The 20,161-nt window shown below is 62.1% G+C and carries 20 protein-coding genes; all 20 read left to right on the top strand.

Annotated elements, in window-relative coordinates; translation table 11 throughout:
• Positions 1–42 precede the first annotated feature (42 nt).
• A complete protein-coding gene (locus ACZ5B4_RS08055; protein ID WP_464913921.1) occupies positions 43–1,467 on the top strand; it encodes a sigma-54-dependent transcriptional regulator in 1,425 nt (474 codons plus the stop codon).
• Between the two features lie 378 nt (positions 1,468–1,845).
• A complete protein-coding gene (gene flgB / locus ACZ5B4_RS08050; RefSeq protein ID WP_464913920.1) occupies positions 1,846–2,271 on the top strand; it encodes a flagellar basal body rod protein FlgB in 426 nt (141 codons plus the stop codon).
• Between the two features lie 87 nt (positions 2,272–2,358).
• Positions 2,359–2,781 carry a flagellar basal body rod protein FlgC gene (flgC, locus tag ACZ5B4_RS08045; RefSeq protein WP_464913919.1) on the top strand — a complete coding sequence of 141 codons (423 nt, stop codon included), beginning with the start codon at positions 2,359–2,361 and terminating at the stop codon, positions 2,779–2,781.
• Positions 2,781–3,080, top strand: a complete 300-nt coding sequence (fliE, locus tag ACZ5B4_RS08040; protein ID WP_464913918.1) for a flagellar hook-basal body complex protein FliE — start codon at positions 2,781–2,783, stop codon at positions 3,078–3,080. The genes flgC and fliE overlap by 1 nt, the downstream gene beginning before the upstream one ends.
• Before the next feature lie 53 nt (positions 3,081–3,133).
• Entirely contained in the window at positions 3,134–4,792 is a 1,659-nt protein-coding gene (locus ACZ5B4_RS08035; RefSeq protein WP_464913917.1) for a flagellar M-ring protein FliF C-terminal domain-containing protein, read from the top strand.
• Positions 4,793–4,891: 99 nt separating this feature from the next.
• Positions 4,892–5,995 carry a FliG C-terminal domain-containing protein gene (locus ACZ5B4_RS08030; protein WP_464913916.1) on the top strand — a complete coding sequence of 368 codons (1,104 nt, stop codon included), beginning with the start codon at positions 4,892–4,894 and terminating at the stop codon, positions 5,993–5,995.
• A 63-nt stretch (positions 5,996–6,058) separates the two neighbouring features.
• Entirely contained in the window at positions 6,059–6,718 is a 660-nt protein-coding gene (locus ACZ5B4_RS08025) for a FliH/SctL family protein (RefSeq protein WP_464913915.1), read from the top strand.
• Positions 6,719–6,801: 83 nt separating this feature from the next.
• Complete coding sequence (locus tag ACZ5B4_RS08020) at positions 6,802–8,334, top strand: FliI/YscN family ATPase (protein ID WP_464913914.1); 1,533 nt, start codon at positions 6,802–6,804, stop codon at positions 8,332–8,334.
• A 98-nt stretch (positions 8,335–8,432) separates the two neighbouring features.
• Positions 8,433–8,885, top strand: a complete 453-nt coding sequence (gene fliJ / locus ACZ5B4_RS08015) for a flagellar export protein FliJ (protein WP_464913913.1) — start codon at positions 8,433–8,435, stop codon at positions 8,883–8,885.
• Entirely contained in the window at positions 8,882–9,547 is a 666-nt protein-coding gene (locus tag ACZ5B4_RS08010) for a hypothetical protein (protein WP_464913912.1), read from the top strand. Before fliJ ends, ACZ5B4_RS08010 begins: the two co-directional genes overlap by 4 nt.
• 22 nt (positions 9,548–9,569) lie before the next feature.
• A complete protein-coding gene (locus ACZ5B4_RS08005) occupies positions 9,570–11,276 on the top strand; it encodes a flagellar hook-length control protein FliK (protein ID WP_464913911.1) in 1,707 nt (568 codons plus the stop codon).
• Positions 11,277–11,331: 55 nt separating this feature from the next.
• On the top strand, positions 11,332–11,781 hold the full coding sequence (locus ACZ5B4_RS08000; RefSeq protein WP_464913910.1) for a flagellar hook assembly protein FlgD: 450 nt from the start codon (positions 11,332–11,334) through the stop codon (positions 11,779–11,781).
• A 119-nt stretch (positions 11,782–11,900) separates the two neighbouring features.
• The gene (locus ACZ5B4_RS07995) at positions 11,901–14,354 is read left to right on the top strand and encodes a flagellar hook-basal body complex protein (protein ID WP_464913909.1); all 2,454 of its coding nucleotides are present in this window, start codon (positions 11,901–11,903) and stop codon (positions 14,352–14,354) included.
• Between the two features lie 123 nt (positions 14,355–14,477).
• Complete coding sequence (locus ACZ5B4_RS07990; RefSeq protein WP_464913908.1) at positions 14,478–14,717, top strand: flagellar FlbD family protein; 240 nt, start codon at positions 14,478–14,480, stop codon at positions 14,715–14,717.
• 3 nt (positions 14,718–14,720) lie between these two features.
• Entirely contained in the window at positions 14,721–15,503 is a 783-nt protein-coding gene (locus tag ACZ5B4_RS07985) for a motility protein A (protein WP_464913907.1), read from the top strand.
• A gap of 108 nt (positions 15,504–15,611) precedes the next feature.
• On the top strand, positions 15,612–16,379 hold the full coding sequence (locus tag ACZ5B4_RS07980; protein WP_464913906.1) for an OmpA/MotB family protein: 768 nt from the start codon (positions 15,612–15,614) through the stop codon (positions 16,377–16,379).
• 229 nt (positions 16,380–16,608) lie between these two features.
• Positions 16,609–17,244, top strand: a complete 636-nt coding sequence (locus ACZ5B4_RS07975) for a flagellar basal body-associated FliL family protein (RefSeq protein WP_464913905.1) — start codon at positions 16,609–16,611, stop codon at positions 17,242–17,244.
• A 137-nt stretch (positions 17,245–17,381) separates the two neighbouring features.
• On the top strand, positions 17,382–18,119 hold the full coding sequence (gene fliN, locus ACZ5B4_RS07970; RefSeq protein WP_464913904.1) for a flagellar motor switch protein FliN: 738 nt from the start codon (positions 17,382–17,384) through the stop codon (positions 18,117–18,119).
• A gap of 513 nt (positions 18,120–18,632) precedes the next feature.
• Positions 18,633–19,172, top strand: a complete 540-nt coding sequence (locus ACZ5B4_RS07965; protein ID WP_464913903.1) for a FliO/MopB family protein — start codon at positions 18,633–18,635, stop codon at positions 19,170–19,172.
• Between the two features lie 94 nt (positions 19,173–19,266).
• On the top strand, positions 19,267–20,151 hold the full coding sequence (fliP, locus tag ACZ5B4_RS07960; protein ID WP_464913902.1) for a flagellar type III secretion system pore protein FliP: 885 nt from the start codon (positions 19,267–19,269) through the stop codon (positions 20,149–20,151).
• Positions 20,152–20,161 lie beyond the last annotated feature (10 nt).

The following is a 20,161-nucleotide window of genomic DNA, read 5'->3' as shown; positions in this document are numbered from 1 at the left end:
CGTCATCGGCTAGGGATCAACGATGAGGAAAGTTCGGCAGCCATGAAACGCAAACAAGCGCTGGCGGCGGAGGCTTCCGGTCGAGGAGCGGTCTTGGTCGTGGACGATCATGCGGCCGCTCGGGCATCGGTCGCCGACGTGCTCCGCAGGTGCGGATACTTTGTGGGAGAATGTTCCAGCGGCGCCGAAGCGCTGCAAGCCCTCGACAAGGCGGATTACGATTGCATCATCACGGACCTGAAGATGCCGGGCATGTCCGGTTTGGAGTTGATCAAGCATCTCGAGCGCCGCCGCCTTCGCGCACGGATCATCATGGTCACCGCCTATGCCAGTGTGTCGTCGGCCGTGGCGGCGATGCGAATGGGGGCCTTCGACTACATCGAGAAACCGTTCGATTTGGAACAACTGGAAAGGCTGACGGCGGAAGCCGTGCGCCATGCCCGGTTGTTGCAAGACGGCGTCACCAAGCACGACGGCAAGTCCGTCGCCCTTGTCGAACCGCCGGTGATGATCGGAAATAGTCGGCCGATGATCGAGCTGCGGGCCAAGATCGAGCAGGTAGCCGCAACAAGCGAAACCGTCCTCATTACCGGGGAGAGCGGGACCGGAAAGGAGCTGGTCGCCAAGTGGATCCACGCCGCCGGACCACGTCGCTACGGGCCGTTCGTCAGTGTCAATTGTCCGGCTTTGGCCCCGCATTTGATGGAGAGCGAACTGTTCGGCCATGAACGGGGCGCCTACACCGGTGCGGATTCCGCTCGTGCGGGCCGATTCGAAACGGCCGACGGGGGCACGCTCCTGTTGGATGAAGTGACGGAAATCGGTTTGCCGCTGCAAGCGAAATTGCTTCGCGTGTTGCAGGAAAAGACATTCGAACGGGTGGGATCGAGTGAAACGCGTTGCGTGGACGTCCGGGTGATTGCCGCGACGAATCGCGACTTGAAACGCGAGGCGGCGGAGGGGGCGTTCCGCGCGGACCTCTACTATCGGCTCGCAGTCTTGCCGATCGAAGTGCCGCCCTTGCGCGAGCGAAAAGAAGACCTTCCGGAATTGATCGCGCACTTCCGCTCGCGCTGCCAAGAGCGCTTAGGGCGAGAGGTTCCCGAGATCGAGCGATCCGCTCTGGAGGTTCTGGCGGAGCATGATTGGCCGGGCAACGTGCGAGAATTGGAAAATCTGGTCACGCGCCTCTGCGTTTTGGAGAATACGCCTCGCATCTCCGCGGACCGATTGCGGAAGTGGTTGCCGGCGGAGTCGCAGTCGCGGCCTGGTCCCTTGCCCGAAATTCCGGTGGGAACGACCATCCCGGAGATGGAACGGCAATTGATCGAGAGGACCCTGGAGCAATTCGGCGGCCATCGTTCCAAGGCGGCGAAGGCACTGGGAATCGGCGTCCGTACCTTGACGGATCGGCTGCGGCAATACGGCTATGCTCCACGGACGAAAGAGTTTCGGAAAGCGGGTTGAAGGCGGCTTCGCTACGTGAAGACACGAGACCGGCCTTTCGGAAATAGGCCGGCTCCCAATCGGCGGAGACGGTGAAGAGGATGCGGCAGAAGTCGCCGTTCGTTTCGGCGAGAAGTGCCGGTTCGCCTGCGAAGCGGAGGTTGAGCAGGCCGATCGAACGCGTGGTTCACGGTGACGCAAGGTCTGAATTCGGAAGAGGTTCGGCATGCGTTGCGAGGACATGCCGAGCCGGCCGAACGTGTTGGGAACGGGGATTGCAACACGCGGGCTCCGCGAGCGATGGGCGGAGCGTTCGTCGATCGGAGAGGGAAAAATCACGGTCCGGAATGTCCCGACGAGTGGAACGATTTTCGACCCGGCTAAGGCGGGAACTTGAGCATGATTTCGAAATTGTTCGAATCGACCACGATTCCCATCTTGGAACAAGTCGTTGCATTCGCTCAAGCTCGCCATACGGTATTAGCCGGGAACTTGGCGAATATCGACACGCCGGGGTACACGGCACGAGACCTGCCGGTAGGGGCCTTCCAAGCGGAGCTGCGAAAACAGATCGAGGCGCGGCATCGGCCCGCCGCCTTGTCTCCCGGCGACGCCCGGTATTTGGACGCCGCGCGAGAGCAGGCCCCCGCCTCCGAACGCTGGGCCGATCAGACCAAGACGCTGCTCCGTCACGATGGAAACAACGTCACCGTCGAGCACCAAGTGAGCGAGTTGGTAAAGAACCAAATGCAGCACAACGCGGCCTTGGCGGTGATGAACAGTCAGTTTCGTTTACTCTTGACGGCGATTGGCGAAAAGGTGTAAAGACTGTTCGCTCGGCAAAGGCGCGCGATCGGGAACGAATCGGCGTAGGCCGGGCAAGATCGGACGCGGCGATAAGGGAGCGGCTTCATGTTCTCGGCCCTTGATATCAGTACCAGCGCCTTGGTGGCGCAGCGTACCCGGATGACGGCGATCGCCGGCAACATCGCGAACGTGACGACGACGCACAACGAGGCGGGAGAGCCTCAACCTTACCAGCCCCGATACGTGGTCTTCCAAGCGGATCCCGGCGTCGGCGCCCACGGCGCGGCGGGAGTGCGCGTAGCCGCGGTCAAGGCGGACACGGAAGTCCAGCCGCGCTATAAGTACGAGCCGGGGCATCCGGACGCCATCCGCGAGGGGCCGTGGAAAGGGTATGTGGCTTATCCGGACATCAACATCATGACCGAGTTTACCGACGCCCTGGAGGCCGCCCGGGCCTACGAAGCGAATCTTGGGGCGATCGAGGTGACGAAGGACATGGCCCAGCAGACGTTGAGGATCCTGGCCTGATGAACGCGATTGGACCGATGCGACCTACGGGGATTGCGCCCCCGGCGGCGGGGTTGCAGGCGAAGCCGGGCGGCGGCGCCGAGGGCTTCAAGGACATTCTCCTGCAGTCCGTGCGTGAGGCGAATGCCCTTCAGCAAGAGGCGGATGCCGCCGTGGAGCGCATGGCGGCAGGCGAGGATGTGACGACCGCCGAGGTGCTGACGGCCGTACAGAAAGCCGACATCGCCTTCAAATTGATGATGCAGATTCGCAACAAGCTGGTCCAGGCGTATCAGGAGTTGCAGGCCGTACGTGTGTAAACGATACAGACTCGATCGGCGATCTTTGAACGATAACGGAGGGGAGTCCACGGATGGACTTCATCAACAAGGCCTGGGATCAGCTTCGCGACGTCTTCTCCTCCATGACGCCGGGGGCGAGAATCACGTCCGCCTTGCTTCTGGCGGTGGTGGTGATCAGCCTGGGCTACCTTTTCATGCACGGCGGATCCGGGCCTGACAGCTATCTGCTGAACGGAGAGTATTTCACTCCGGCCGACTTGCCCGCCATGGAAGCCGCCTTTGCCGCCAAGGGACTGAATGACTACCGAGTGGAGGGAACACGAATCCGAGTCCCCCGGGCGCAGCAGGATAAATACATGGCCGCTTTGGCCGAGGGCAACGCCCTGCCGTACAACTATCTCGACATCTTGGAGCGGACGTTGAAAGAGTCCGGCTCCTTCGAGAGCCGCTTCAAGCTGGAGGAGCGGATGAAGGTGGCCCTGCAAAAGGAATTGTCGCGGGTCATCAGCCAAATGGCGGGCGTGCAAAGCGCCGTCGTAATGTTCGATCGAGCGACGCGAGGCGGTCTTCAGAGAGAAACGGTGACCACGGCGGGCGTGGCCGTCAAACCGGTGGGCGGGCAGGAGTTGCCCGACAACGTCGTAAGATCCATCCGCTACTACGTCGCGCGGAGCATCGGCGGCCTCAAGCCCGAGGACGTCGTCGTCACCAACATGGATACCGGCGCGAATTACTACGCCTCGCCCGATAACGATCCCCAAGATGCGGCCGGGTTCTATGCCGTCAAACGATCGTGGGATTCCTACTTCGCCTCGCAAGTCCGCGCGGCTTTGGGTTACGTGCCGGGCGTGCTGGTGAGCTGCAATGTGGAACTCGATCCCACGCGTTCCATGACCCAGGAGCAAGTAAAACTCGATCCCAAGGTCGTGCCGTTGGACGTGACCGAGGACAGTCGCACGCGGCAATCGGACGGAGGGCAGGGAGGACGCGTGGGATACGTGGCGCAAGGCAATACGCCGCGATCCTTGAACGCCGGCCCTGCGAGCAGTCCTACCGAAACTGAAGAGGAGACCCGGCGGACGGAGCGAAACGCCGTGGGTCAAACGGTGGTGCGTCAAGAGACGGCGGGATATCCGATCAAAAAGGTCTCGGTGTCCGTGGCCGTTCCCGCGGGTTACTTCCGCAAGGTGTGGCTGCAATCGCAACCTGCCGACCCGAATAACGCCGGCGCTCCGAAGGAGCCGACCCCCCAGGAATTGGACAAGATTCGCACCGACGAACTGGCCAAGATTCGCACGCACGTATTGACCCTCCTACCGCAGGCACAAGACGGCACGGACCCCAATCAGCTCGTCACCATAACCGATTTCATGGATATGCCGACCGTCGAGCCGACGCCCCCCGGCATGGGCGAGCAGGTACTGGAATTCGTGGGTCGATACTGGACGACGTTGGGCCTGATGGGGCTGGCTCTGGTGAGTTTGGTGGTCCTGCGTTCCACGGTTCAGAGCCGAGCCGAATCCATGCCTCCGGCCGGATCGTTGAACCTCGCGGCGGCGTCGCGGGCTGAGGAGCAGGAAGCCGCGGAAGCCGGCGGAGAATCGAAAGCGAAGAAAGCCTGGAAAGACGGCGGCAGCAAATCCCTCCGAGACGAACTGGCGGAATTGGTCGCGGAAGATCCCGAAACGGCCGCCAACATCCTGAAGACGTGGATCGGCAATCCCGTGTGAGGCGAAGCAACTCAGGAGGCCGTTTGAGCGGATGGCGCCGCGAGAGTATCCGACGCCTGCCCTTTCGAAGAGGAGCGTGGAAACGGAGAGGAGGCGGAAATGACGGGATTGCGTAAGGCGGCCGTCTTGATCGATACGCTGGATCCTGCGGCGGCGGATTTGCTCTTGGAACGGCTCTCTCCCGGCGAGGCCGAGAAGATACGAAGCGCATGGATGGACTTGGGAGTGATTTCACCGCAGGAGCGACGGCAAGTCTTGGATGAGTTCCGGCAAATGGTGCCGACGATCGTGCAATTCCGTTTGGAAGGCAAGGAAGCGCCGCGATCGCCGTCGATGGGTTCGTTCGCGGCGAAGACCGCCGGACGGGAGTCGCCGGCGACCGGAGGAGGCGAGGCTGCGACCGGCGAGACCCGAGATCGCCCCTTCCGTACGCTGCTCGACGCGGAGGCTGACAAAGTGGCCGGAATCTTGCTCAACGAGCGGCCGCAAACCGTCGCGCTGGTCTTGTCGCATCTTCCGCCCCAGCAATCGGGCGCGGTGCTGGTCCGATTGCCGCCGACCCTGCAAGTGGAGGTCATGCGGCGGTTGGTGGATCTCGAGGAGACGGATCCGGAAGTCCTCAAGGAGGTGGATCGAGCCTTGCAGGCCAAGCTCTCGGATGTGGTGGCCATGCAGCGCCGTCGCGTGGCGGGCTGGTCCGCCGTGGCGGGGATTTTGCAAAACGCCCCGCAACCGGTGGGCGACCGGCTGCTCCATACCATCTCCCAATTGGCGCCGGACCTGGCTGATCGTCTGCCGGCGGCTCCGTTTTTTGAGTTCAATCACCTGATTCGGTTCGATGATCTCTCGCTGGGTTTGATCTTCGAGCAAGTCGACTTGGCAGTTGCGGTGTTGGCCTTGTGGGGGACGCCCTTGGGTTTTCAGGAACGGGTCTTGGCCCAATTGCCGTCGGACCAAGCAGATCGTGTCCGGCGCGAAATGGCGGAACTGGGGCCGGTACGTTTGAGCGACGTCGAGGAGGCCCGGCGGCGCGTCGCCGAGATCGCTCGCCGGTCGGCCGCCCGGCAACGCGTCCGCGTGCCGCCCGAACTGAGACATCTCCGCATGCCGGTAGCGGCGGCGGGTGGAGCGACCGCCGATCGTAGCGGCGACGGCGGTCCGCGTCCGGGCGAGAGGGCGACTTTTGTGCGCGAGGTCGCATGACCTGGGCCCGCCGCGGTATCGGCCGGGGCGGGTGATTCGGGCATCGGATGGGTGGTGGCAATCATGGCGACGGTGATCAAGTCGGGCGATTCCTCGGCGGCGCAAGAGACCGTGCCCTTCAATTTTGAAGACCTCAGCGTCCGAGCAAGGAAATACCTGGAAGGCATTCGGGGGGAGGCCGCCAAGATCATCGCGTCGGCTCATAAGGAAGCGGCAGCCATTCGCAAACGCGCGGAGGAGGAGGGCCGCGCGGCCGCGCGGCAAGAGTCGGTAAAAATCGCCGTCGCGGATTTGGAACGTAAGCTCGTAACCCTTCTCCCCGCCTTGCGCGAAGCGGTGCGGCAGATCGAGGAGGCCAAGCAGAGCTTCCTTTCCCAGTGGGAGAAAGGGGCGGTGCGACTGGCGGGGGCCATTGCCGCGAAATTGGTGCGACGAGAAGTGGAGCGAGATCCCCAAGTGCCTTGGCCGCTTGTGCGCGAGGCCTTGGAGCTGGCCGCGGGCGCTCCGCACTTGCGGTTGAGACTGCACCCGCTCGATCATGCCGCCTTGGCACCGCAAGCCGAAAAACTGTTGAGGGAATTGGCCCCGGCGGCGAAGGCCGAGATCGTCTCCGACGAAGCGATTACTCGCGGAGGCTGTCGCGTGGAGACTCAATTCAGCGTCATCGATCAGCAATTCGAGCGGCAATTGGCCAGGATCGAAGAGGAATTGACGGGAGCTTGACGAACGGCCGGAGATCATGCGGAAAAGACGTCGCGCCTGTCGCAACGGCGGATGCCGTCGCGATGGGGATGGGATGGTAAGCCATGGATTGGGTGGAACAATTGCGACCGATCATGACGGCGGAAGTGCGGGGGACGGTGGTCCAGACCGTCGGGATCACCGTCGCAGCGGCCGGATTTCCCGCCCCCATCGGTGCGATTGCCGAGATCGAGCGCCAGGGGACCGTCCCCATCCGGGCCGAAGTCGTTGGATTCAAGAATGATTTGACGCTCTTGTTTCCCTATGGCGATCGACAAGGAGTTCGCCACGGCAATGTCGTGCGATTGGCGAAGACCGTCCGCTGGTTGCGGGTAGGACCCGGGTTGTTGGGCAGGGTGATCAATGCCGAAGGGTTCGCCGTGGACGGCAAGCCGCAGCCGCTCCTTTCCGATCGAGTCCATTATGACGCCGCTCCGCCGCATCCGTGCAGCCGGCCGCGCATCGACGAGCCGTTACCGACGGGGATTCGCGTGATCGACGGATGCTTGACGTGCGGGAAGGGGCAGCGCCTGGGGATTTTCTCCGCGGCCGGGGTGGGAAAAAGCGTGTTGCTTGGGATGATGGCCAAGTACACGGCCGCCGACGTCAACGTCATCGCGCTGATCGGTGAGCGGGGCCGGGAGGTCAACGACTTTTTGGAACGCGACCTCGGCCCCGAGGGGCTTGCCAAGAGCGTCGTGGTGGTGGCGACCAGCAATGAGCCGGCGGTACTTCGGGTGCAGGCCGCGCTGGCCGCCTCCGCCATTGCCGAGTATTTCCGCGATCAAGGGAAGGACGTCTTGCTGCTGATGGACTCACTCACGCGCTTCGCCCTGGCGCAGCGCGAGATCGGGTTGGCGGCCGGTGAACCGCCGACCACCAAGGGGTACACTCCCAGCGTCTTCGCCTTGCTGCCGCGGCTGGTGGAGAGGGCGGGCAGGAGTCCGGCGGGCGCCATTACCGGATTCTACACCGTCTTGGTCGAGGGGGATGACCCGAACGAACCGGTGGCGGACGCCGTTCGCGGGTTGTTGGACGGGCATATCTGGCTGTCGCGAAAACTGGCGGGCAAGGGGCATTTTCCCGCCGTGGATCTGACGGCAAGCCTCAGCCGCTTGATGCCGGACATCGTCCCCCCCGAACACAACCGTGCGGCACTAAAGCTGCGCGAGTTGCTGGCCGCCTACCGCGATCACGAGGACCTAATTTCCATCGGTGCTTACCGCCGCGGCGGTAATCCCCTGGTCGATGCCGCCTTGGCCATGCGTGACGACATCGACGCGTTCTTGCGGCAGGATATGGGGGACCGCGCCGAATACTCCCAAACGGCGGCCCGACTCATGCAATTGGCCGAGCAAATCGCGAAGGCCGCGGCCGGATCGGCGGCTCAGCGACCGGAAATGAATGGGCAAGGCGGCGGCGTGAATTCCGGCCCCGTTACCGCGGCCGGCGGCGGACCGCAAACCGCGAGGCAACTGAACGGTCCTACGAGCGCTCGGGGAAATGACAGCGGCGGGGCGGGCACCGTGAGGCAAGGCCGGTCGCCGGGGGCCGGCGCGCCGAATGCTCAGCCCCTGGGATCGGCCGGGCCGCGCTGAACCGAAAAACCGTGAGCGAAAGTCGTGGGTGAGGGGAGGTTACGAGAACTGAACACAGGCCCGAAGCGACGCGTGCGCCGGGCCGAACGGAATACGCGATGGCGAGCTTCCGTTTTCGATTGCAGACGATCTTACGGTTACGCGAAAACGAGCGGGATGATCGTCGCAGGGAGTTGGGTCAGGCACTTCAAGCCAAGCAGGTTTTGGAGGAGTATGAGCGCCGGATGGCGGCCGAGTGGGAGAGTTTGAACGTCCGGCTCCGCGACTGTTCCCGTGCCGGGGAGGTCCAAGTGGATCTGATGCTGCACTTGCGCCGTTATCAAATGACGGTGGCCGCCCAACGGGAAGTCCTGAAACAGCAAATGGCGCAGGTGGAGGAGGAAATCGAGCGTAGGCGGGAACGCCTGGCGGAGGCCGATCGGCAGGTCCGCGTGCTGGAAATGCTGCGCGATCGACGGTTCGAGGAATACCGACGCGAAGAGGATCGCTTGGAAACCAAGATGTTGGACGAAGTCGGAAGTCGTTCGGCGGTGCATGAGGTCGATCCGTGATTCGTATCGTGGAGGCTCTGGGGGCGCTGGCGGTGTATTTCCTGGCGGCCTTGGCCCTGGGCACGATCATCGTCTGCGTTCATGTGTGGCTGGCCTGGAAGGTGACGCCCCAGCGCGTGACGCAAGCCTTGGACGTCATTCGTGGGAGGTCGCTTCCCGCCGCCGTGAATGCATCTCTGCCGGAGCCTGCGGAGCCCGCCGAGGAGCCTTCGTACGAAGCCATCTTGCAACGTCGCGCCCTAGCCTATCGAGACTTGGAGCTGAAGGCCCTCGCTCTGCAAAACCTCCAAGATCAGCTTCGGGTCGAGGAGACGCGATTTAGCGAAAAGGAAAAACTACTAGCCAAGCGAGAACAGTCCTTCCAAGAGAAGGTCCAAGCCGTTGAGGATGAATCCGTCACCGCCGGGCGCGAGACGGTGCGACGCACGCTGGAGACCGTCAAGCCCGCGCAAGCCAAGTTGCTCCTCTTGGACATGTTGAACAAGGGGGAGGAGCGGGAAGTGGTGGCACTGCTTGCGGAGATGAACGATTCGAAACGCGGCAAGATCATTTCCGAGTTTCGGACCCCGGAAGAAACGGACAAGATTGCCGAGGTGCTCCGCCTGCTGCGGGAGGGGGGCGTGATGGCCGAAGTCGCCGGGGCGCAGGCAACCTCGCCGTAACTGCTGTTAGGAGTGCGGACACATGGCGGAAATCTCGGTGGATCGCGGCAAGGTCGGGGTGGAACGCCTACAGGTCACCTTCGCGCAGCCGGGCGGCAAGCTATTCAGAACGGATTCCGCCTTTGCGGAACTCTTGCAGACGCGCGTAAAGGATTCCCCGCGGCAGGCATCCGCGGCCCGGCCGGACGAGAGATCCACGGGATCGCAACCCGAGACGTCGGACATCTCGTCGTCGCGGGCGGATCGCGAGCCTCGCAAGGCGGAAGAAGCCGAAGACGAATCGGAGAACGAGGAAGAGGCGGAAGCTGTCCGTGCCGAACCGTCATCGAGGACGTCGGGAGATGATTCCGAGGCTTCCGACCAAGCCGTCTCCATGGACGCGAAACAGCGGGGAGAAGATTCGGAGTCGCTAAGGGAGGCATTGGATGCGGCCCCGGTTGATCGTGACGAACTGCCGGCGACCGAAGAGGGGAGCCGTCCGCCGACAGCGGCCCATGCCGTCGAGGATTCGACCCGGCTCGCCTCCCACGGTGAAAGCGGGCTTCGAGCGGAGCCTTCACCCTCGCGGGATTCGGAGCCCGCGATGGCAGTCGAAACGAAGGGAGACGGCGTCAAGGGACCGGCGACCACGGAAGTCGGAGTTGCGAGCGAAACCGCCGCGATGGGAAGCTCTACCGTGCGCCAAGCCGTCGGCAGTGCCAAGGATTCGGCGGATTGGCGGAAGCTCAAGGGCGATGGGAGCGATCGACCTCCGACGGATCGAAACGACCCCGTGGTCGAAGAAAAACACCCCGATGCTCAGGTTAAGGAAGACGCGGGAAAAAAGGCGGAAGCGCCATCGGCTCCGGTTTTGGATGCGACCGGTGACTCCGTATCCCAGCTTGGAAGGAATGAGCGCGGCACCACCGAAGAATCACGCACCGCGGAGCGAGCTCGGGGTCGGGGAAAACGGCAAGTTCAGAAGGGCGATGTGAAAAACGAGGACGGCGGCGACCGGTTCCAGCCGGCGAGAGTCATGCAGGGCACGCCGCTGGGACCTGCGGATAAGCCGGCGGCCGCGCAAAACGTCGCGCCGGTTCTGGGAGACATCGGGGCTTCACCGGCCGCGCCCGGGGCTGCGAACGCGGCTCCCGCGGTTGCGGCCACGGAATCGAATGCAGCGAGGTCCGATCCTGTGATGGCGGGGACAGGGAATACGAAGACGGACTCCGGGCCGACGGGTTACGAATCGCAGGCGACACCGCCGGGGCGGAACGGCGAGGGTTCTCGGACCAATATCGATGCGGCGGATCGCGCGCGTTTTGTGCAGCGGGTGTCTCAGGCTTTTCGCGCGGCCAACGAGCGGGGCGGCCATGTCCGGTTGCGGCTGCATCCGCCCGAATTAGGCTCGCTCAGAGTCGAATTGAAGATTACCGACGGCGTGATGTCGGCGCGAATGGAGGCGGAATCGGCCGCGGCTCGCGACCTGTTGGCCGAACACCTTCCGCTCTTGCGGCAACGCTTGGCGGATCACGGCATCCGCGTGGAGCGGTTCGAGCTGGACTTGATGGGGCAGGGCGGACAAGACGCATCGCAGCAAGCCTTTCAACCGCCCTCGGACGGGCAGGGGAGGCGGCATCACGAAATGGGGACTTCCAGGCGGAGGGCGCAGGCCGTCGAGCCGCCGGGCCGGGCGGACGGAACTGCGGTGGGAGTGCGGACCGCGAATGGAATCGACGTCCTCATCTGATGGCCGGAAGGACCGCTTATGCAAACGTCTCGCGACGGAGATTGGGAGTAGAAACATGCAAACGTCGGCCGTGAACATCAAGGGACAGCTTGGGGCCCAAAACCCAAATGGGAACGATGCCTTTCGCAATCTCGACCTGAATTCCTTCTTGTCGATGATGATCGCGGAGCTGCAAAATCAGGACCCGCTCAATCCCATGGATAACGCCCAGCTCTTGCAGCAGGTCAGCCAGATTCGCGAAATCGAGTCCAACCTGCGCCTGGTCTCCACATTGGAAAACATGGGGCGATCGCAGAACCTCACGGCGGCCGCCGGGCTGATCGACAAGACGATTCGCGGATTGACGGAATCCGGCGATGCCGTGGAAGGGCGAGTGGAACGCGTTAGTGTGGATAAGAACGAGGTCTATTTGCACATCGGTGATAAGAAGGTGCCTTCGAAGAACGTAAGTGAGGTGATTGCCCGGCAATCCGACGCGACACTGGCGGAGTTGCTCGGGCTGTGAGGACGGAAAAGCACCGTTCGCCGCGGCTGCGGCTCCTAGAAAAGACTTGCTTTCCATGAGAGTACGCCGGGCGGTTTGATTGATTCCAGGGGGAAACCAACGGAAACGGAGGAACGAACATGGGATTGGCATCGGCCTTAACGACGGCCTTGACCGGCCTGACGGCGTCGGAAACCACGATCGACGTGGTCGGCAATAACTTGGCGAACTCGAACACGGTGGGGTTCAAGGCCTCCAACGTTGCGTTCGCCACGCAGTTTCTGCAAACACTCGCTTTGGGGGCCATGCCCACGGAAGACATGGGCGGCACCAATCCCAGGCAAATCGGCTTGGGAACCATGGTGGCCGACATCACTCCCAATTTCAATCAAGGCACGATTGAAATCAGCTCCAATCCCACGGATATGGCGATTCAAGGAGACGGTTTTTTCATCGTGGAAGGGCAGCAGAATGAACGGTTGTACACACGCAACGGCATCTTCAAATTGAATTCCGCCAACGAGCTGGTCACGATTACCGGCAATCGCGTGTTGGGTTACGGGATCGACGACAATTTCGAGGTTCAGAGAACGGACCTTGCGTCCATCACGATTCCCTTGGGGTCCGAAGCCGTGGCCAAGGCCACGGAAAACGTGTACTTGCAGGGCACGCTGTCGCCGACGGGAGATTTGGCCACCACCGCCGCGCGGATCCAAACGGGCGTGCTGGGCGACGGACGCTATACCCGGCCGACTACCAAAGCGAGTGTCGCCTATGCCTCCGAGCCGAGCGTCGGGGGAATGCTGCTCAGCGGCGCCGCCTCCGGAGGCGGGCTGGTGCCCGGTACGACATACGAATACCGCTTGGTATACGCCACGGGGGCGTATTCGCCGCCTCCCCCCTCGGATCCGCCCGCTTTCAGTGAGGGGGTGTATTCCAGCACGCGGACGTACACCGTCGGGGCGGGAGAGGATTCGATCGTACTGGGGAACCTCCCCTCCGACAGTAGCGGCATGTATTCGCACATCCGAATCTATCGGCGCGTGGAGGGGAGCGGCGGCGACTTTCAATACGTCGATGAAGTCGCCATGGGAACGGCGAGCTATACCGACACCACGGCGGATGCCGGCTTGGGCCCCGCTCTGGATACGACGTTGCTCAGCGGGAATTACTCGTACTACGTGGCTTTCGAAAAAGACGGGCGGATCAGCCGGCCCAGTCCGATCACCGATCCCATCAACGTGATCAACGGCCGCGTCGTGCTGACCAACATTCCGACGGGCGACGCCGCGGAATGGGATAACCGCTACATCTATCGGTACAATCCCACGGATACGCAGTACCACTTAGTGACCACCATCAGCGGCGTGACGGATGCGAGCGTGGTATTGGTGGACAATATGTCCGACGCGCAGTTGGCGACGCAGCCGACGCTGGACATGGACGGTCCCAAGATCATTCCCTCCACCTTGCTGGTCAATGTGTTGCGGCGGGACGGTTCCAGCTACGAGCCGGTATTTCAGGAGGGGGTGCTGGAGTTTACCGGGCGAAAAGGCGGCCGTGCTCTTGCGGAGAAGGAGTTCGTCATCTCCTCCACCTCCACGGTCCAGGACTTGATCGACTTCATGGTCAACGCCATGGGCATCCAGGTGCCGACGGACGATCCCTCCTATCCGATTCCCAAGTCGCCGCCGCCTGACCCGCCGGCTGAACCGGCCACCAGCCCGGGTGGATTGGTCAGCACGGACGGCCGCATCATTTTGACGGCGAACAACGGCGTTGATAACGCCATCGATATCGGCTTGTCGGGAATGTTGCTGCGGCGGAGCGACGGTACCACCAGCACGGTGAACATGCCGTGGACCACCCTGCAAGAAGCGGTGGGCGAGAGCGCGGTGACCGACTTCTTGGTCTATGACTCCTTGGGCATCCCGCTCCGCGTGCGGCTGACGGCGGTGCTGGAAAGCCGTGACAGCACCTCCACCGTCTATCGCTGGTTTGCCGATTCGCCGGACAATGATCCGATCTCTGGCAGCGAGATTTCAGTCGGTACGGGCCTCATCTACTTCGACGGCGAGGGGAATTTCGTCTCCGCGACCAATAACCGCATTTCCATCGAGCGGCGGCATGTCTCCGCCCGTTCGCCGCTGGAGTTCCAAATGGACTTTTCCAAGATCTCCGGCTTGGCGGCGGATAGAAGCACGCTCATGGTTTCGCGGCAGGACGGTTCCGCGCCCGGCGTTTTGACGAGTTTCATCATCGGCGAGGACGGCCTGATTCGCGGTGTGTTTTCCAACGGGGTGACGCGCGACCTCGGGCAGGTCGTGCTGGCGCGATTCGCCAACCCGACCGGCTTGGTGCAGCGCGGTCAAAATCTTTTTGCGGAAGGGGTCAACTCGGGCTTGCCCGTCATCGGTAATCCCGGCGAACAGGGAATCGGTACCTTGGTCGCCGGGGCGGTGGAGTTGTCGAACACCGACATCGGGGCCAGCTTGATCGATTTGATCCTGGCCTCGTCGATGTATCGAGGTAATACCCGGGTGATTTCCACCGCCCAGCAGATGTTGGATGAATTGTTGTCCTTGCGGCGTTGATGGCCGCCGGACGTAAGCTATGTTTTGCCAAGGGGAATCCGGCCGGCCGTGTTCGCGCGGCACGGCCGGTTGCGCACACGATCCGGCATTTTCGATCGACGGCGTCATTTCGGCGGAGGAATCATGATACGCCTGACGCGATTGAGCGGCGAACCCTTCGTCCTGAATGCGGAGTTGATCTGCTACGTGGAGGAGCTGCCGGACACGTACATCACGTTGACGACGGGCGAGCGCGTGGTCGTACGGGAATCGATGGACGAGGTCGTGCGGCGCGCCGTTACCTATCACCGCGCCAAACACTGGATGCCGCCCCCGCAATCGTCTTCCTTTCCCAAAGAGACCGGCGCTGAGGAAAAGGCGTAAGATATGGACATCGCCTCCGTAATCGGACTGATCGGCGGCGTATTGCTGATCATTCTTTCCATTGCCATCGCTCCGGGCGCCTCTTTCCAGGCGTTCATCGACTATCCTTCCGTGGTGATGGTCATTGGGGGAGCGATCGCCGCCGTGATGATCGCCATGCCGCTCAAAGACGTGCTGAAGTTATTCGGCGTGGCGAAGAAGGTCTTTCTCAACAAGCAGGATGACGTCTCGAAATTGATCGAGCAAATCGTCTCCCTGGCCGAGACGGCCCGCCGCGACGGGCTTTTGGCCTTGGAGAACCGCCTCCAAGAGATTTCCGATCCCTTCATCATCCTCGGTGTTCAGATGGCGGTGGATGGAACGCGTCCGGAAGTCATGGAGGACATCCTCCGCACGGAAATGGATGCCGTCGCCGCGCGGCACCAAAGCGGGAAACTGATTCTCGATCAGATCGGCAAATTCGCACCGGCTTTCGGCATGATCGGCACCTTGGTGGGGTTGATCATCATGTTGGGTAACATGAGCGACCCCAACGCGATTGGGCCGGGCATGGCGGTGGCTCTGTTAACGACCCTGTACGGCGCGATCGTGGCCAATTTGATCGCCATCCCTATGGCCGAAAAGCTCGGCTTTCTCTCGCGACAGGAACAAATCCGCATGGAGATCGCGGTCCGGGGGATCATGGCCATTCAGGCGGGCGAAAACCCTCGCGTCATCGAACAGAAGCTACGGACTTTCGTTCCACCCAAGCTCAGAAAACAGGCCGACGGTGCGAAGGCGGCGTGACGGACGGCTTCTCTGGGAGCCGCCGGTTCTCTGCGAGCCGCCGACCGCCGACGATGCGCGAGGTTCCCCGATAAAGCCGGCTCATGCTAAGCAGAGGAAGTTTCCGCGATGGGTAAATTGGCGCAAGAGCAGTCGGGCGGCGGCGGAGCTCCGGAATGGGTCTTGACCTACGGCGACATGATGTCGCTGCTGCTAACGTTCTTCATCATGTTGGCCGCCATGAGCGAAGTGAAAAAGGAGGATCAATTCGAGGCTCTCGCCGACGCCCTGCGGAAGCGATTCGGGAAGTATGTCTCTCTGGATGAGATCGCGATGTATTATAAGCCCACGACCGCCACGCCCTTGAAGTCCGTCAGCCAGGGCAGGGAAAAGCTGGCTCGGACGCTCGACGGAGCCAGCAAGATCAAGGGGCCGGAGGGACGGGAGAGTCGAGTCCGCGCGATTCGTCCCAGTGACGACGCCACGACCGGCGGCGTGATCTTTTTCGAAGAGGGAACCAGTCAACCTACAGCTTCCTTTGACGAGACGATTGCCAAGATCGCGAACGTGCTGGCCGGTAAACCGCAGAAAATCGAGATTCGTGGCCACACGTCCTCGCGACCGCTCCCGCCGGACTCGCCCTACCGGGATCACTGGGACCTGGCCTACGCTGAATGCTTGAAGGTCATGGAAAAGTTGACCGAGGCGGGTATCGACCCGCGGCGGATCCGGATAGCGGTGGTGGGGCCGAATGAGCCGCTGTCGATTGATCCAGCCCCGGAGAAACGGAAGATGAACGCCCGCGTCGAAATCTCCATGCTCAACGAGTTGACCGACGAATTTCGCGGCACTGGAGAGGAAAAACTGCGGCGATTCTCCGTGCCGGTAACCCCCTAGCATCCCCCATCGGAAATCCGGGCCTCGTCTCCGTAGCGTACCCTCCTGCGGCGGGGCGGCCTAGTCCCCGAGCTTACCCTTTCTCGTGCATCGTGGGTCTCCCGCTTCCTCCCGCTCACCATGCCGGGACGTGACCTATACTCTCATTAGGTAGTGAGAACTCTTCCCAGTTCGAAGCCGCCTCCCTGCCAGGGGCGCGGTTTCGGGACGTCTTATCGAAGGGCGAACTATGGCGAAACAAGAGGCTCCCAAGAAGAACAACCAAGAGGTCGACGAAAAGCAGGTTTCCAAGGAAGCTTCGCCGCCGAAGTCTCAAGGAAACCTATTGGGCAAGCTCAAACTGGCGGCCTTCGTGATGGGATTGGTCGCCGCTGAAGCCATTGCCGCGTACTTTCTCCTTCCCGGTTCGAGTTCGGCGGGAACGGTGGATCCCGAACAGTTGGCGAACGCGACGGAAACTCAGGTCGCGGCACAAAGCAAGGCCGTGGACGTGCCCGAAACGAAAATGGATCCCACCGCCAATCTGGGAGTTCCGGGGACGGGAGAAGAGGTGGAGGTCGATCTGGGGAACTTCAGCGTGACTTCTTTCCAGCCTGCCACGCAAACGACGTTGCGAATCGACTTCCACCTTTGGGGGACCGTCGGCTCCAAGCAGTCAGCCGAGTTTATGGACCAATGGAATAAGAACGTGAATCGCCTCCGAGATCAAATCCTGGTCATCGTCCGCAGCGCGGAATTGACGGACCTGACCGATGCCGGTTTGGGGTTGATCAAAAGGAAGATTTTAGAGAAAACTAACCATGCGCTGGGAAAACCCTACCTCCGGACCGTGGTGTTTAGCGAGTTTTCGTTCATCGAGCAGTAATCGCCGGCCTGCGAGGAAGCGGTTCGGATCGGCGGAGATTACGGAGCGTCCGGCGGCTGATTACCGGTGCCGAAGGGCACGGAACGGGCGGTCAGTCGCCATGCGACCGGTCGGCCTTGGATTGGGAATGGATTCTCATGTCGGGCGACGATCTACTTAGTCAATCGGAAATAGAAAAGCTCTTGGCTCAGGCCAAACAGCAGCCTCCGCCCGACGGCGGCGGTGAACGGCAGGCGGGCAACGCGGAAAGCCCGCTCGATCAGAGCGATATCGAATCCCTGTTCAACGCGGCGAAATCCGCGTCATCGGCTCAGCCCGCGGCAATCCCGGCCGGTTCTCAAGAGCAGGACGCCGAAAAAGTACTCGACCAAAGCGAAATCGAGAAGCTGCTGCAAAAGACGGCTCGTGCCGCATCGCCGACCAAGGCTGTGAAGCAACCGTCGCCCGATCCGGCACCGACCGCCTCCGATGCGGACATTCCCCGGGAGGATTTGGAGTATCTCTTGCGGCAGGCGGAGCAAGCGATCGCCTCGTTGAACAGTGCGGATGCGACGCTACCCCCGGGGGTGATGGCGTTCCAGCTTCCCGAATTTGCCGGAGCGCCGCCCTCGACCGAGACGGCCACCTTGGACTTAATCAAGGAGGTCGAGCTGGATGTCAAAATCGAACTGGGGCGAACACGGATGTATCTCGAAGACGTCTTGAGGTTGCGGCGGGGGGCCGTCGTCCCTCTGGACAAATTGGCCGGCGATCCGGTGGATGTCTACATCAACGGTCGATTGGTGGCGCGGGGCGAGGTCCTGGTGTTGAACGACAGCTTCTGCGTGCGGGTCGCTGAGTTGGTCGCGGGGCAGGAACCCGTGGCCGAGACGTGAACGCGAGAATGCTTGCCCCGAGTGTGCGGGCGCAAGGGCCGGCCGAGGCCGGAGAATCCGCCATGATGGGCCGGGACGGGAGCGGCGACTTCCGATAACAGGATGGCACGGATGCGGTTATCCAAGAGGCGAGCGATCACGACGCTTTTCTCAGGCACGGACTGCCGTCGGGTTTGCTTACCGATCGGGAAGGTCGGCGGCAATCTTCGCTATGGGACCGTTGCGTGCATCGCGGCCATGCTTCTCGTCGAATCGGCTTGGGGACAAGTGCCCACGTGGCCGACCGCACCGGCCGCTTCATCCCAAGCTGCCGGGGTGTCGCAATATGCAGGCGGGAGCGCCGGCTCGTGGGACCCCCGCCTGGCACCGGGAAATGGTGCCGTCGAAGGCGGAAGGGGGCGGTCTCTGGGAAATGCCTCGTGGGCGTCCGGACAACCTTCGGCTTACGGCATCGGGAATGCGGCGACAGATCGGCCGGAACGGCCGGCGGCCTTTCTGAGTACGGAAACGTTCGTGCCGGAAGGATCTGCGGATGGGTCATCGGTACCTCTTTCCGGTAACGGTGCGAAACGGACCGAAACGGCTGCCGGTAAAGATGCCCCTGCATCACAAGAGGGCGTCTTGCGTTTGCCGCGTTCCGGCACCGAACAAGAGCGGAGCGGAGGCGTCGTACCGTCCGGATGGGGGCCGATTGCCACGACCTTCAGCGCCTTGGCCGTGGTTTTGGGAATCTTTCTGATTTTCGCCTGGCTGATGCGGCGAGCTTCCGGGAAGGGAGCCGCCGGCCTTCCCAGCGAATTGGTGGAAATCTTGGGCCAGGTTCCCCTGAACGGTCGGCAAAGGCTTTGCGTCCTGCGCTTTGGAAGAAAATTGGTGCTGGCGTGCGTCAGTGTGGACGGGGCCGAAACCCTGGCCGAGTTGACAGACCCGGAAGAGGTGGACGAACTTTTGGCGATTTGGCGCCGAAACTCGCCCGCGAGCGCTTCTCACGCCTTTCGCAAGGTTTTTGCTCAATACGCCGCCGGAGAGGCTTTGCCGAAGCATGTGGGATGACAGCGCGGATTAGGGCGAGGGTCTCGGCGACAGCCCTACGCCGGCTGCTGAGATCGAGGGGCCTCAGCCCGGTTCCTACGAGATGAATCGCATCATGGCAGGGATGCCGAACTCCCATATCAGCGCGGCGCACAGTGAGCGGCACGGCAGCCGGTGGGGCACGGTTCGCACCTTTCTGCGTCGGCAGATCGGGATGTGGGGCTGTTTATTGGCGTTATTGGTGCCGGGCGTGCCCGCCATCGCCCAATCCGGCGGATCCAATCGGCCGCTCCAGCTCTCCGTGCCGGACGCCGTGACCGCGGGACCGGAACGTTGGACCAGTCCCGAAGGACTTTCCTCCACCCTCCAAGTGATGCTGCTGTTGACGGTGTTGAGCCTCGCTCCCGCCGTCATCTTGATGACCACCTCCTTCATTCGGGTCGTGGTAGTGCTGGGCCTGCTGCGCCAGGCTTTGGGCACCCAGAACTTGCCGCCCAGTCAGGTGATCACCGGCTTGGCGCTGTTCATCACCTTGTTTGTCATGACCCCGGTCTGGAAACAAGTCTACGACGAGGCGATCGTACCTTATCAGAGTCGGCAGATTTCGTTGGAAGAGGCATGGGAAAACGGCAAGCGGCCGATCCGGCAATTCATGGCCCTGCAAATCGAGCGCTGCGGCAATAGCGAGGACGTATGGCTGTTTCTGCGGCACATGCAATTGGAACAAGAGCCGCAAACCTATGCGGAGGTCCCCATCCAAGCCTTGATTCCCGCCTTCATGCTGAGTGAGCTGAAGACGGCCTTCCTGATCGGTTTCCAGATCTATCTGCCCTTTTTGATTATCGACATGGTGGTCTCCTCCGTCATGGTTTCCATGGGCATGTTGATGATGCCGCCGGTGCTGGTGTCTCTGCCTTTCAAGCTGCTCCTGTTCGTGCTCTTGGACGGCTGGCACTTGGTCGTCGGCATGTTGATGGAGAGCTTCGCTCCCTTTGCCTGAGTCAGCTCGT

The organism is Thermogutta hypogea (genome assembly GCF_055386265.1).
This window is presented reverse-complemented; position numbering and strand designations above follow the sequence as displayed.